This is a genomic window from Kitasatospora sp. NPDC001225, assembly GCF_053597855.1.
Map to the genome: position 1 here is coordinate 31,514 of NZ_JBSFJC010000011.1, position 12,633 is coordinate 44,146.

The 12,633-nt window shown below is 74.0% G+C and carries 14 protein-coding genes; 1 reads left to right on the forward strand and 13 read right to left on the reverse strand.

Features of this window, described 5'->3' with window-relative positions:
* Nucleotides 1–118: 118 nt before the first annotated feature.
* Nucleotides 119–385, forward strand: a complete 267-nt coding sequence (locus ACWDCZ_RS05990) for a protealysin inhibitor emfourin (RefSeq protein ID WP_049651101.1) — start codon at nucleotides 119–121, stop codon at nucleotides 383–385.
* 57 nt (nucleotides 386–442) lie between these two features.
* Here the strand turns inward: ACWDCZ_RS05990 and ACWDCZ_RS05995 are convergent, their stop codons facing one another.
* The 13 genes from ACWDCZ_RS05995 to ACWDCZ_RS06055 all read right to left on the reverse strand — a co-directional run bounded on the left by ACWDCZ_RS05995 (nucleotide 443) and on the right by ACWDCZ_RS06055 (nucleotide 12,605).
* Nucleotides 443–1,147: an alpha/beta fold hydrolase gene (locus ACWDCZ_RS05995; RefSeq protein WP_449815325.1), complete on the reverse strand. Its 705-nt coding sequence runs from the start codon at nucleotides 1,145–1,147 to the stop codon at nucleotides 443–445.
* A gap of 123 nt (nucleotides 1,148–1,270) precedes the next feature.
* Nucleotides 1,271–2,200 carry a GTPase Era gene (era, locus tag ACWDCZ_RS06000; protein WP_049651090.1) on the reverse strand — a complete coding sequence of 310 codons (930 nt, stop codon included), beginning with the start codon at nucleotides 2,198–2,200 and terminating at the stop codon, nucleotides 1,271–1,273.
* 70 nt (nucleotides 2,201–2,270) lie between these two features.
* Entirely contained in the window at nucleotides 2,271–2,447 is a 177-nt protein-coding gene (locus tag ACWDCZ_RS06005; protein ID WP_158077653.1) for a hypothetical protein, read from the reverse strand.
* Between the two features lie 160 nt (nucleotides 2,448–2,607).
* The gene (locus ACWDCZ_RS06010) at nucleotides 2,608–2,961 is read right to left on the reverse strand and encodes a cytidine deaminase (protein WP_049651100.1); all 354 of its coding nucleotides are present in this window, start codon (nucleotides 2,959–2,961) and stop codon (nucleotides 2,608–2,610) included.
* Between the two features lie 28 nt (nucleotides 2,962–2,989).
* Complete coding sequence (locus tag ACWDCZ_RS06015; RefSeq protein ID WP_049651089.1) at nucleotides 2,990–3,541, reverse strand: DUF4383 domain-containing protein; 552 nt, start codon at nucleotides 3,539–3,541, stop codon at nucleotides 2,990–2,992.
* A 38-nt stretch (nucleotides 3,542–3,579) separates the two neighbouring features.
* Nucleotides 3,580–3,816: a hypothetical protein gene (locus tag ACWDCZ_RS06020; RefSeq protein ID WP_063780135.1), complete on the reverse strand. Its 237-nt coding sequence runs from the start codon at nucleotides 3,814–3,816 to the stop codon at nucleotides 3,580–3,582.
* A gap of 33 nt (nucleotides 3,817–3,849) precedes the next feature.
* Nucleotides 3,850–5,175, reverse strand: a complete 1,326-nt coding sequence (locus tag ACWDCZ_RS06025) for a hemolysin family protein (protein ID WP_049651087.1) — start codon at nucleotides 5,173–5,175, stop codon at nucleotides 3,850–3,852.
* Between the two features lie 19 nt (nucleotides 5,176–5,194).
* On the reverse strand, nucleotides 5,195–5,689 hold the full coding sequence (ybeY, locus tag ACWDCZ_RS06030; protein ID WP_049651086.1) for an rRNA maturation RNase YbeY: 495 nt from the start codon (nucleotides 5,687–5,689) through the stop codon (nucleotides 5,195–5,197).
* A gap of 14 nt (nucleotides 5,690–5,703) precedes the next feature.
* Entirely contained in the window at nucleotides 5,704–6,738 is a 1,035-nt protein-coding gene (locus ACWDCZ_RS06035) for a PhoH family protein (RefSeq protein WP_375876428.1), read from the reverse strand.
* 316 nt (nucleotides 6,739–7,054) lie between these two features.
* Nucleotides 7,055–7,978 (reverse strand): ribonuclease Z, encoded by a 924-nt coding sequence (locus ACWDCZ_RS06040; RefSeq protein ID WP_117487723.1) that lies wholly within the window; start codon nucleotides 7,976–7,978, stop codon nucleotides 7,055–7,057.
* A 6-nt stretch (nucleotides 7,979–7,984) separates the two neighbouring features.
* Entirely contained in the window at nucleotides 7,985–8,338 is a 354-nt protein-coding gene (locus tag ACWDCZ_RS06045; protein WP_049651083.1) for a histidine triad nucleotide-binding protein, read from the reverse strand.
* A 131-nt stretch (nucleotides 8,339–8,469) separates the two neighbouring features.
* Nucleotides 8,470–11,715: a S41 family peptidase gene (locus ACWDCZ_RS06050; protein ID WP_449815326.1), complete on the reverse strand. Its 3,246-nt coding sequence runs from the start codon at nucleotides 11,713–11,715 to the stop codon at nucleotides 8,470–8,472.
* A gap of 140 nt (nucleotides 11,716–11,855) precedes the next feature.
* Nucleotides 11,856–12,605, reverse strand: coding sequence for a 16S rRNA (uracil(1498)-N(3))-methyltransferase (locus tag ACWDCZ_RS06055; RefSeq protein WP_375876393.1), 750 nt, complete (start codon nucleotides 12,603–12,605; stop codon nucleotides 11,856–11,858).
* Nucleotides 12,606–12,633: the final 28 nt, after the last annotated feature.

Sequence of the window (12,633 nt, forward strand, 5' to 3'; positions counted from 1 at the left end):
CCGCGGACGGCCCCGGGAGTACGCCTGAAGGGTGGTTGAGACCGGGTTGAGGCGGGCTTAAGGTCACGGTCCGGGAAAAGCCCGGCAAACCCCCTCCCCGGGTAGCACCATGGACACCATGCGTATCCAGGTGACCCGGACCGGCGGCTTCGCGGGGATCGTCCGCCAGGCGGAGATCGACACCGCCGACCGCACGGACGCCCCGCACGTGCACGCACTCGCCCGCGAGGCCGTCGCGGGCGGGCTGCGCGCGCCCTCGTACGGGGTGCCGGACGGCTTCCACTACGAGATCACCGTCGACGGCCGGTCGGTGTACTGCGCCGACCCGAAGCTCACCGACTCGCAGCGCGAGCTGGTCTCCCTGGTGCTGCGCGAGGGCGCGTAGCACCAGGGAGACCGCGGTCGGGGCCTTACAGGGCCTGTCGGGCGGCGGCCCCCGGACTCAGAGCCAGCCGTCGAGCGCCGCCAGGAAGCCCGCCGGGTCGTCCCGGTGGACGGTGTGGCCCGTGCCGGGGACGGTGCGCACCTCGAAGCCCCGGGCACTGAGCTCCGCGGCGCTCGCCGCGTCCACCAGCATGCTGCCGTCGGCCAGGACCACCAGCGAGGGCACCGCCGGCCGGGCCGGCAGGTCCGAGCGCTGGTCGGCCAGGGCCAGCGCCGAGTCCTCGTCCCAGGCGGCCGCGGCGGCGATCTCGTCGTCCACGTCGGCCGGTTCCCAGGTCGGGCTGAGCGCCACGACCTGCTCCCGGGTGAGGTGCCGCAGCTGCGCCATCACCCGCGGGTCCATCCCGGTCTGGACGAACCGCCAGGCCGGGTCGACGTACACCGCGCGGGCCGGCTTCAGCCGCTCGACCGCGTCCGCCAGGACGATCCCGCCCAGCGAGTGGCCGATCGCGAGCTCGACGCCGGCCGGCAGGCTCTCCAGCAGGTCCTCGGCGTACGCCGCCAGGGGGTAGCGCTCCAGCGCGGTGTCACCGGTGCCGCGCGGGCTGGCGCCGTGCCCGCGCAGGTCCACGGCGAGCACCCGGTAGCCCCTCCCCGCCAGGGCCGGGCCGACCAGCCGCCAGGTGCGGTGGTCGGACATGATGCCGTGCACCAGCACGGCCAGCCGGTCCCCGCTGCCCCACTCCCGGGTGTGCAACTCCATCGCGGTGTAACCCTTCTGACGTCGCGTACGGCCGGACCACGGCGAAGGCCCGCCCGGACGCACAACGTCCGAACGGGCCCCAGGCCTCCCGGCGGCCCGAACTCCCTCGTCGGGAGCCCGGGTTCAGAAGCCGAGCTTGCGCAGCTGCTTGGGGTCGCGCTGCCAGTCCTTGGCGACCTTGACGTGCAGGTCCAGGTAGACCGGCGTGCCGAGCAGCGCCTCGATGTGCTTGCGGGCGGTGGTGCCGACGTGCTTGAGCCGCGCGCCCTTGGCGCCGATCACGATCGCCTTCTGGCTCTGCCGCTCGATGTAGACGTTGGCGTGGATGTCCAGCAGCGGGCGGTCCGCCGGGCGGCCCTCGCGCGGGAGCATCTCCTCGACCACCACGGCCAGCGAGTGCGGCAGTTCGTCGCGCACGCCCTCCAGCGCGGCCTCGCGGATCAGCTCGGCGACCATGATCTGCTCGGGCTCGTCGGTGAGGTCGCCCGCCGGGTAGAGCTGGTCGCCCTCCGGCAGCAGCTTGGTGAGCAGGTCGGCGACCAGCTCGACCTGCTTGTCGCCGACGGCGGAGACCGGGATGATCTCGGCCCACTCGAAGCCCAGCTCGATGCCGAGCTGGTGGATGGCGATGAGCTGCTCGGCCAGGCGCTTGGAGTCGACCAGGTCGGTCTTGGTGACGATGGCGACCTTCGGGGTCTTCTTGATCCCGGCGATCTCCTTGGCGATGAACTTGTCGCCGGGGCCGATCTTCTGGTCGGCGGGCAGGCAGAAGCCGATCACGTCGACCTCGGCCCAGGTGGTGCGGACCAGGTCGTTGAGGCGCTCGCCGAGCAGGGTGCGCGGCTTGTGCAGACCGGGGGTGTCGACCAGCACGAGCTGGGCGTCCGGGCGGTGCACGATGCCGCGCACGGTGTGCCGGGTGGTCTGCGGGCGATCGGAGGTGATCGCGACCTTCGTCCCCACCAGGGCGTTGGTCAGGGTCGACTTGCCCGCGTTGGGCCGGCCGACGAAGCACGCGAACCCGGAGCGGTACGAGGAGGAAGGGGCATTCATGGGCTCCATTCTCCCTGATCACCGGAGCCCCGCCGTCCGGGCCCACCCCGCGGGGGTGTCCGGGGCGCGCTCAGCCCTTCTTCCCGGCCTTCCCGCCCTTGCCGGAGGTGGGGATCAGCGAGACCACCACCAGCACCAGCAGGAAGCCCAGCGAGCCGTACAGCCAGAGCTCGGACCCGGTCTCCTGCCACTTGCCCAGCCCCATCACGAACAGCACCAGCCCGGCGAAGAACGCCACCGCCCCCATGCCCCAGTCCCCTCACCGAGTCCACTCCCCCGGTGAGATTATCTGCAAGGCCTGGGCTTCAAGACCATGCCGTCCGACAGCCCCGTACGGGGCACGCGGCGGGGCCGCCGAAGGCCCGCCAACGGCCCCCGGCGGCCCCGTACGGGCCCCTCGACGGGCCTCAGCGCGCCTCGGCGGACACCCGCAGCGTCCCGTCCGGCCCGGCCAGCAGCACGGGCGTCCCGGCCCCGCCCAGGTCCCGTACGGCCGCCAGGTCCGTCTCGGCCGGCTGCTCCGCCTCGCTCACCACGGCCGCCGCCTCCAGCGACCGGGCGCCGCTGGCCACCGCCATCGCCACCGCCGTCTGCAGGGCGCTCAGCCGCAGCGACTCCAGGGCGACCGTCCCGGCCACGTAGGTGCGCCCGGTCTCGTCACGCACCGCGGCCCCCTCGGCCACGCCGTTGCGGGCGCGGACCGAGCGGGCCAGGGTGATGATCTTCTTGTCTTCGGGGTCGAGCTCGACGATGTCACTCATGCCGCCGAGCATAGGCACCCGGCGCCGTTCAGTGGCCGACCGGGTGGGTGGGCCCCGGGTTCGGCTTGAGGACCTTGACGAAGGTCTTCGCGGCCCCGCTCGGCCGAGCCTCCTCGCGCTCGATCCGCTGCCGCCAGTACGGGTTGTCGTGCGGCAGGTGGCCGCTCACCCGGCCGTACATGCCGAAGGTCGTCAGGACGATGCCGAAGATGAACGCGAACAGCACGTTCGACATCCGGAAGTTGAGGATGTTGGCGTCCGGCCGCCCGAGCACCGTCAGGCCGTAGAAGCCCGACAGGACGAACAGCACGCCCACCGCCATGTTGAGGTTGGACGCGAAGTTCCCGCCGACCACCGCCCCCAGCACCAGGACCGCGCCCGCCACGATGGACAGGATGCTCAGCGCCCCGTTGGTCGACAGCCCGGCGATCCGGTCGCCGTGGGTGGCCAGGAAGCCCGGCTCGCCGGCCAGCCCCAGACACCCGAACACGATCAGGAAGACCCCCCCGAGCCCCGCCCCGACCCGCCACACCATGGCGAGTCGACGGTCGACGGTGGGCAGTTCGTCTTGCAGCTTCATGGCGACCTCCAGAGCTCGGCCATGGTCCAGCCGGGTGCCTAGCTGTAGGGGTGGCTCCCCTGCATGTGCGGCACCTCGTGCATGTAGAGCGAGCCGCACTGCTGGCAGCAGCGCAACCCGGTGCCCCACTCCTCCTCGGGCCGCGTCTCGGCGTCGTCGGACATGGTCCGGCCGCAGAGCGCCACCGACAGGTCCTCGTCCCGCACCACGTGCCAGGACTTGACTCCGCCGGCCGCCCCCTGCGGGCCGTACTCCGCGCGAAGTTTGTGCGTCATGCCCTCCATGGTCGCTCGGCGACCGCCCACCCGCTACTCGCCCGCCGGCTCCTCGGCGTCCTCGGTGCGGCGGACGGGGGCGGCGACCATCGAGCCGATCCGGTTGCGGCGGCCCGCCGAGGACTCGGCGGTCAGCAGGATGCCGGACAGGCCGCCCTCCACCGGGTCGGGCAGCGGGATCTCGCAGGAGGAGCCGGGGATCGGCACCCGGCCCAGGTGCTTGGCCAGCAGGCCGCCGACGGTCTCGACGTCCTCGTCCTCCAGCTCGATGCCGAACAGCTCGCCCAGGTCCTCCACCAGCAGCCGGGCGGTGATCCGGTACGAGCCGTCCCCGAGGTCCTCCACCGGGGCGATCTCCCGGTCGTACTCGTCGGTGATCTCGCCGACGATCTCCTCCAGGACGTCCTCGATGGTGACCAGGCCGGCCGTGCCGCCGTACTCGTCGATCACGATCGCCACGTGCGAGCGGCGCTGCTGCATCTCGCGCAGCAGGTCGCCGGCCGGCTTGGAGTCCGGGACGAAGACGGCCGGCCGTATCACCGCGCCGACCTCCTCGGACTCCGCCTCCCGGTTGATGTGGGTGCGCCGCACCAGGTCCTTGAGGTAGACGATGCCGACCACGTCGTCCTCGTTGTCGCCGACCACCGGGATCCGCGAGAAGCCCGAGCGCAGCGCCAGGGTCAGCGCCTGCCGGACGGTCTTGTGCCGCTCGATCATCACCAGGTCGGTGCGCGGCACCATCACCTCGCGCACGATGGTGTCGCCCAGCTCGAAGACCGAGTGCACCATCCGGCGCTCCTCGTCCTCGATCAGGTCGTCCTTCTCCGCGAGGTCCACCAGGGCCCGCAGCTCCGCCTCCGAGGCGAACGGACCCTCCCGGTAGCCCTTGCCCGGGGTCAGCGCGTTGCCGAGCAGGATCAGCAGCCGCGGGATCGGGCCCAGCACCGCGGCCAGCGGCAGCAGCACGAAGGAGGCCGCCGTCGCGGTGGTGAGCGGGTGCTGGCGCCCGATCGTGCGCGGCGAGACCCCCACCGCGACGAAGGACACCAGCACCATCACGCCGAACGCCAGCAGGACGGCCTGCCAGGTGGGCGTCACGTTGCGCACGCACACCACGGTGACCAGGACGGCCGCCGCCATCTCGCTGGCCACCCGGATCAGGGTGGCCAGGTTGAGGTAGCGGATCGGGTCGGAGGCGACGGTCAGCAGCCGCGCGGAGCCGCGCCGACCGCTGCGCACCGCCTCCTCCGCCCGGAACCGGGAGACCCGGGAGATGCCCGCCTCGGCGCACGCGGCCAGCCAGCCGAGCACGACCAGCAGCACGGCACCGAGGATGAAGCTCGTACTCTCACCACTCACAGGGGTTCGGGCTCCGCGCTCAGTGGGTGGTGGGGGCCGGGGAGATGCCGCCGAGGCCCCGGCCCGTCCGCCAGTCGTCCAGGATGCGCTTCTGGAGGGCGAACATCTCCTCCTCTTCCTCCGGCTCCTCGTGGTCGTAGCCGAGGACGTGCAGCACGCCGTGCACGGTGAGCAGTTGCAGCTCCTCGTCCATCGAGTGCTTGGAGGGGGCCGCCAGGCCCTGCTGCTCGGCGACCTCGGGGCAGAGCACGATGTCGCCGAGCAGGCCCTGCGGCAGCTCGTCGCCCTCCTTGCCGGGACGCAGCTCGTCCATCGGGAACGACATCACGTCGGTCGGGCCGGGCAGGTCCATCCACTGGATGTGCAGCTCCTCCATCGCCGCACTGTCCACCAGGATCACGGACAGTTCGGACTGCGGGTGGATCCGCATCTTGTCCAGTGCGAAGCGGGCGACGTCGAGGATGGCTTCCTCGTCGGCCTCCCAACCGGACTCGTTGGCGATGTCGATCGACATGACGGGCTGTGTGCTCAGCTTTCGGTGCGATGGGACTGGCGGGGTGCGCGGGGTGCGCGGGGCGCCGTGGCCTTGCCGGGGCGCCGCTGGGCGGGCTTGCGGTCCGCCGGGGCGGCCTCCTCCGCCTCCTGGCGGGCGTCCCAGCGCTCGTAGGCGTCCACGATCCGGCCGACCAGCTTGTGGCGGACCACGTCGGTGCTGGTGAGGACGGAGAAGTGGATGTCGGGCACGTCGGCCAGGATGTCCTGGACGACCTTGAGACCGCTGCGGGTGCCGCCCGGGAGGTCGATCTGGCTGGTGTCGCCGGTGACCACCACCCGGGAGTTGAACCCGAGGCGGGTGAGGAACATCTTCATCTGCTCGGGCGAGGTGTTCTGGGCCTCGTCGAGGATGATGAAGGCGTCGTTGAGGGTGCGGCCGCGCATGTACGCGAGCGGGGCGACCTCGATGGTGCCGGCCGCCATCAGGCGCGGGATGGAGTCCGGGTCCATCATGTCGTGCAGCGCGTCGTACAGCGGGCGCAGGTACGGGTCGATCTTCTCGTAGAGGGTGCCGGGCAGGAAGCCCAGCCGCTCCCCCGCCTCGACCGCCGGGCGGGTCAGGATGATCCGGTTGACCTCCTTGGCCTGGAGGGCCTGGACGGCCTTGGCCATCGCCAGGTAGGTCTTGCCGGTGCCCGCCGGGCCGAGGCCGAAGACGATCGTGTGCTTGTCGATCGCGTCGACGTAGCGCTGCTGGTTGAGGGTCTTCGGGCGGATCGTCCGGCCCCGGTTGGACAGGATGTTCGCGGTGAACACCTGCGACGGCGCCGGGCTGTCCGGGTCCTGGCTGCGGATCATGGCGATGGAGCGCTCCACGGAGTCCTCCGTCAGCGGCTGGCCGGTGCGCAGCACCAGCATCATCTCGGTGAAGAGCCGCTGCACGAGGGCGACCTCGGCCCGGTCCCCGGTGGCGGTCACCTCGTTGCCGCGGACGTGGATGTCCGCGGCGGGGAAGCCCTGCTCGATCACGCGCAGCAGCGAGTCCGCGGTGCCGAGCAGGGTGACCATCGGGTGCTTCTCGGGGATCACGATCCGGGCGCTCACACGGCCGTCGTCGGTCGTTTCGGGGCGCGACTGTCCGTTGGTACGGGTCTGCGATGTGTCACTCATAGGTCGGCGCTGGGGCCTGCCTCATCCCATCCGTGGTCTCGGGTGCCGCTGGGTGTCTCCGGGGCACCAGGGTACGCCGCGAGCGTGATCGCCGTGGCGGGCGGCGGGGCCGCACCCGACGATGCTCCGGCAGATCGCAGGCCGGCGCGAGCCCATTTTTTTCACCGGGGACACTGCCGGGACTCTCCCGTGCCGCTCCGGTTCCCCGGGCCGGTCACGACGGGCGGCGGGCCGGCACCGGCACCCGGTCGAGGTCGGCGGCCAGCACCAGCTCCCCGTCGAAGTGCTTGCGGGCGTCGGCCAGGTGCTGGCCGAGGTCCGGGTAGCGCTGCGAGAAGTGGGTCAGCACCAGGGTGCGCACCCCGGCCTCGGCGGCGGCCTTGGCGGCCTGCCCGGCGGTGAGGTGGCCGTGCTCCTCGGCGAGCCGGGCGTCGGCGTCGGTGAAGGTCGCCTCGACGACCAGCAGGTCGGCGCCCTCGGCCAGCGCGTACACGCCGTCGCACAGCCGGGTGTCCATCACGAAGGCGAACTTCTGGCCCGGTCGCGGCTCGCTGACCTCGGCCAGGGTGACGGTGCGGCCGTCCACCTCGATCGCGCCCTCGTGCTGGAGCCGGCCCACCGCCGGGCCGCGCACGCCGAGGGCGGCCAGCCGCTCCGGCACCAGCCGCCGGCCGTCCGGCTCGGAGAGCCGGTAGCCGAAGGACTCCACCGGGTGGTCCAGCCGGACGGCGTCCAGCGCGAAGCGGGCGCCGGGCGCCGGCAGCGGCCCGGGCTCGTCGATCGGCCGGGGCCGCAGCACGGCCGTCTCGTGGTAGGCGGTGGAGTGCCGCAGCCGCTCGAAGTAGACCTCGCCGGAGGCCGGGAAGTAGACGTCGACCGGGTGCGGGACCCGGTCGAGGTTGATCCGCTGGATCACCCCGGCGAGGCCCAGGCAGTGGTCCCCGTGGAAGTGGGTGACCGCGATCCTGGTGATCTGGGTGGCCGTCACCCCGGCGTGCAGCATCTGGCGCTGGGTGCCCTCGCCGGGGTCGAACAGCAGGCCCTCGCCGTCCCAGCGCAGCAGGTAGCCGTTGTGGTTGCGGTGCCGGGTGGGCACCTGGCTGGCGGTGCCGAGGACGACGAGTTCGCGCTGGGACACCTGCGGTCAGACCATGCGCTCGGTCATCGACATGCCGCCGAGCACGTGGACGTGCGCGTGGAAGACGGTCTGCCCCGCGCCGGCACCGGTGTTGAAGATCAGCCGGTAGTCCTCGATGCCCTCGTCCGCGGCCACCGCGCCCGCCTCGGCGAGCAGTTCGCCGGCGGTCTCCGGCTCGGCGGCGGCCAGCGCGGCCGCGTTCGGGTAGTGCGCGTGCGGGATCACCAGCACGTGCACGGGAGCCTTGGGGGCGATGTCGCGGAAGGCGAGGGTGCGCTCGGTCTTGCGCACCACGGTCGCCGGGATCTCGCCCGCCACGATCTTGCAGAACAGGCAGTCGGGCTGCGGCTCGCCGGCCATGGCTCTCTCCTCGGGATCGGTGTGTCGGGTGGTGGGGCCGTACGGGCGCAGCCTAGCCGAGCCGGGCGACGGCCTGCTGGCGCTTCCGGCGCCCCGGGGCCGCACCCGCGGGGCGGGACGCCACGGAGCCGCTACGCCCAGGGCAGCGGCGGCGCGGTACGCGCCGGGGCCCCGGCGAGCTTCGCCAGGGCGAGCCGGACCCCCTCGGACAGCTGCGGGTCCTCGCCGGCCGCCCAGTGGTGCGGGGCGAACGGCACCTCGACGTCCGGGTCGACGCCGTGGTTCTCCAGGCCCCAGCCGTACTTCTCCAGCCACAGCGCGTACTTGGGCTGGGTGACGAGGGTCCCGTCGACCAGCCGGTAGCGGCTGTCGATGCCGATCACCCCGCCCCAGGTGCGGGTGCCGACCACCGGGCCGATGCCGAGCACCTGGATGGCGGCGCTGACCACGTCGCCGTCCGAGCCGGTGAACTCGTCGGCGAGCGCGACCACCGGGCCGCGCGGGGCGTCCGCCGGGTAGGGCACCGGGTGGTCGGTGTCCCGGATGACGTCCCAGCCGATGATCCGGCGGGCCAGCTTCTCGATCACCAGCTGCGAGGTGTGGCCGCCCCGGTTCCCCCGGACGTCGACGACCAGGCCCTCCCGGGCCATCTCGGTGCTCAGGTCGCGGTGCAGCTGGGCCCAGCCGGCCGTCTGCATGTCGGGGATGTGCAGGTAGCCCAGCCGCCCGCCGGACAGCTCGCGCACCGCGGCCCGCCGCCCGGCCACCCAGTCGTGGTAGCGCAGCGCCTCCTCGTCGGCGAGCGGGACGACCACCGGGTGGCGCCGGTCGGTGCCGTCCTTCCCGGCCACCGTCAGCTCGACCGGCTGCCCGGCGGTGCCGGCCAGCAGCGGGGCCGGGCCGGTGACCGGGTCCACCGGGCGGCCGTTGACGGCGAGCACCGCGTCGCCCGGGCGGATCGCCGCGCCGGGCGCGGCCAGCGGCGAGCGGGCCCTGGGGTCGGAGGACTCCCCGGGCAGGATCCGGCCGATCCGCCAGTGCCCGCCGTCCCGGACGAGGTCGGCGCCGAGCAGGCCCTGGCGCCGGGCGGGCTCGGTGTACCGGCCGTACGGCATCACGTAGGCGTGCGAGGTGCCGAGTTCGCCGTGCACCTCCCAGAGCAGGTCGACCAGTTCGTCGTGCGAGCCGACCCGCTCGACCAGCGGCCGGTAGCGCTCCAGCACCCCGTCCCAGTCGACGCCGGAGAGGTCGGGGCGCCAGAAGTTGTCCCGCATCAGCCGGCCGTTCTCGGCGTACATCTGCCGCCACTCGGCGGCCGGGTCGACGGTGATCCGCAGCCGGGCGAGGTCGACGGCGGCCTCCTCGTCGTCGCCGCCCTTGTGGTCCGCCGGGACGACCCTCAGCTCGCCCTGGTCCAGCACGGCGACCCGGGTGCCGTCCGCGCTGACCGAGAAGTCGTCCACGCCGTGCACCAGCTGCTCGACCCGGCGCTTGCGCAGGTCGAAGCGCTCCAGCACCGGACGGGGCCGGTCGTCGTCCAACGAGGCTGCCTCGTCGCCGAGTTCGCCCGTCAGCGGGGCCCTGGTCCAGAGCACGCCGTCCTTCGCGGCGGCCAGCTCCTCGAAGCGGCCGCCCTCGACCGGGAAGGGGATGATCCGGTCGGCGATGCCGTCCAGGTCCACCCTGGTCACCGGCGCGGCGTCGGCGGCCGCCGCCTCGCCGTCCGCCTTCCGGGCCTTCGGCTCGTCCTCCTCCCCGCCGAGCGGGCGCCCGGCCCGTTGCGGCCCGAACGGGGAGGGCGTGTCGGCGGCCAGCGTGACCAGGTAGGGGCGGCAACCGTTCGGGAAGGACAGGTCGAAGACGTGCGCGTCGTAGACCGGGTCGAAGTTGCGCACCGACAGGAAGGCCAGATAGCGGCCGTCCGCGGTGAAGGAGGGCGAGCTGTCCACGAAGCGCGGCTGGGTGACCTCGCCGACCGTCCGGGTCGCCAGATCGGCCAGCACGATCTGGCGCAGCGAGTGCGGGCCCATCCCGCGCACCGGGCGCGACCAGGCCAGCCAGGCCGAGTCCGGGCTGAAGGCCGGGGTGCCGGGCTCGCCGTCGGCGCTGCGGTCCAGCTCGTGCACGGCGCCGTCGGCGAGCGTCACCAGCAGCACCCGGCCGTCGTGCGCGCCGAGCGCGGCCTGCTTGCCGTCCGGGGAGACCGTCAGCGCGTTGACCCGGCCGAGCCGCCCCGCGGCCAGCCGGCGGCGCTCGGCGCCGTGCAGGTCGGGGGCGAACTCCAGGGCGTCCCCGCCCTCGGCGTCGGACACCCAGAGCACCCCCTGGGCGCCGTCCTCGCCGGGCACCACCCGGGCCAGCCGCCCGCGCACGCCCGGGGTCTCGTCCAGCACCCGGGCCGGGCCCTCGCGGTGGGTCAGCCAGTGCACACCACCGCGCACCACCACGGCGCTGCCCCGGCCGGTGCGGTCGGGGGCGACGGAGTCCAGCCAGTGCGCGGCGGGCACCGGGCGGGGGCGGCGCCCGGCCCGCGGGCCGGCCAGCCGGACGTCCAGCCGGCGCGGCTCGGCGCCCGCCAGGTCGTCCAGCAGCCAGAGGTCGCCGGCCCGGTGGAAGACCACCCGGGTGCCGTCGGTGCCGGCGCCCCGGGCGTAGAAGCCGTCCGGGTCGGCGGTGTGGCGGCGCAGGTCGGTGCCGTCCGGGCGGCTGGACCACAGCTCGCCGACACCCTCGTGGTCGGACAGGAAGGCGATCCGGTCCCCGACCCACAGCGGGGAGTCCAGCTGCCCGTCCAGCTCCGCGTGGACCCGGGCGAACTCCTCCCGGCCGAGCCACAGCTTTCCGGCCCGCCCGCCCCGGTACCGCTTCCACCAGGCCGGATCGCGGCCGTTGACACTGCTCAGCAGCACCCGGTCACCACCCGGCTCGAAGGCGAGCCCGCCGACCGGCCCGTACGGCAGCCGCTGCGGCTCGCCGCCGTCCAGCGGCACGGCGTGCGCCCAGGTGCGGCGCAGGCTGGCCTCGCCGGCCCCGGTGGCGGCGATCGGACGGCCGTCGGCGCTCCAGCCCAGCACCCGGGTCTGGTGGCTGCCCCAGTGGGTGAGCCGGCGCGAGGGGCCGCCGTCCACCGGCACCACGTGCACCTCGGGGGCGCCGTCCCGGGTGGAGGTGAAGGCGAGGTGCCGCCCGTCCGGGGAGAACCTCGGGTGGTGGACCGGCAGGTGGTCCGCCGTCAGCCGCCAGGCCCGGCCGCCGTCCAGCGGGGCGAGCCAGAGGTCGTCCTCGGCGACGAAGGCGAGCAGGTCGCCGTGCAGGTGGGGATGGCGAAGGTAGGCGCCCGCCGAGGAGTTCGGGGAGGTGCTCTGGGAGTCCGTCACCCGGCCAGCCTAGGCAGGTACACGGACCGTCCGCGCCGTTTTTCCCAGACTCCCGGCGCCGTCCGCGGACGGCCGTGCCGCGGTCGCCGCCGGGGTGTACGGGGGCGCGCCGACGGCCTGCCGGGGGTGCGCCCGGGGTGCTACGACCAGCGGCCGGTGCGCCCGAGCAGCAGCGCGCCGGCGGCCACCCCGGCGGTGGAGGTGCGCAGCACCGAGGGGCCCAGCCGGTACGGCCCGGCGCCCGCCCCGGCGAAGGCCGCCAGCTCCTCCGGGGAGACCCCGCCCTCCGGGCCGACCACCAGGACGATGTCCCCGCCCTCCGGCAGCACGGCGTGCGCCAGCGGTTCGGCGCCCTCCTCGTGCAGCACGGCGGCGAACGCGGCCCCCGCCAGGACGGGCGCCAGCTGCCGGGTGGTCATCGGCTCGCGGACCTCGGGGAAGCGCAGCCGGCGGGACTGCTTGCCCGCCTCCCGGGCGGTGGCCCGCCACTTGGCGAGCGCCTTGGCGCCGCGCTCGCCCTTCCACTGGGTGATGCAGCGCGAGGCGGCCCACGGGATCACCACGTCCACGCCGACCTCGGTCATGGTCTCCACGGCCAGCTCGCCGCGGTCGCCCTTGGGCAGCGCCTGGACGACGACGATCCGCGGCGCGGGCTCCGGCTCGCGGCGCACGGCGGCGACCCGCACGTCGATCGCGTCCTTGCCGAGCACCTCGGCGACCGTGCCGTCCACGCCGAGCCCCAGCCCGTCGGCCAGGGTCACCGCCTCGCCCGGCTCCAGCCGCTTCACCGCGGCCGCGTGCCGCCCCTCCGGGCCGTCCAGGCGCACCACGGCCCCGGGCGCGGCGGCGGCGATCCGCTCGGTCTCGACGACGAAGACGGGCGCGGTCATGACGGGGAACCTCTTTCGTGCGGAAGTG

Excerpts from the sequence above, each read along its gene's own strand:
- ybeY (WP_049651086.1), bottom strand. The coding sequence starts at position 5,689 with ATGTCGATCGACATCGCCAACGAGTCCGGTTGGGAGGCCGACGAGGAA.
- ACWDCZ_RS05990 (WP_049651101.1), top strand. The coding sequence starts at position 119 with ATGCGTATCCAGGTGACCCGGACCGGCGGCTTCGCGGGGATCGTCCGC.
- ACWDCZ_RS05995 (WP_449815325.1), bottom strand. The coding sequence starts at position 1,147 with ATGGAGTTGCACACCCGGGAGTGGGGCAGCGGGGACCGGCTGGCCGTG.
- ACWDCZ_RS06055 (WP_375876393.1), bottom strand. The coding sequence starts at position 12,605 with ATGACCGCGCCCGTCTTCGTCGTCGAGACCGAGCGGATCGCCGCCGCC.
- era (WP_049651090.1), bottom strand. The coding sequence starts at position 2,200 with ATGAATGCCCCTTCCTCCTCGTACCGCTCCGGGTTCGCGTGCTTCGTC.
- ACWDCZ_RS06010 (WP_049651100.1), bottom strand. The coding sequence starts at position 2,961 with ATGAGTGACATCGTCGAGCTCGACCCCGAAGACAAGAAGATCATCACC.
- ACWDCZ_RS06035 (WP_375876428.1), bottom strand. The coding sequence starts at position 6,738 with ATGGTCACCCTGCTCGGCACCGCGGACTCGCTGCTGCGCGTGATCGAG.
- ACWDCZ_RS06015 (WP_049651089.1), bottom strand. The coding sequence starts at position 3,541 with ATGAAGCTGCAAGACGAACTGCCCACCGTCGACCGTCGACTCGCCATG.
- ACWDCZ_RS06045 (WP_049651083.1), bottom strand. The coding sequence starts at position 8,338 with ATGGCCGGCGAGCCGCAGCCCGACTGCCTGTTCTGCAAGATCGTGGCG.
- ACWDCZ_RS06020 (WP_063780135.1), bottom strand. The coding sequence starts at position 3,816 with ATGACGCACAAACTTCGCGCGGAGTACGGCCCGCAGGGGGCGGCCGGC.
- ACWDCZ_RS06005 (WP_158077653.1), bottom strand. The coding sequence starts at position 2,447 with ATGGGGGCGGTGGCGTTCTTCGCCGGGCTGGTGCTGTTCGTGATGGGG.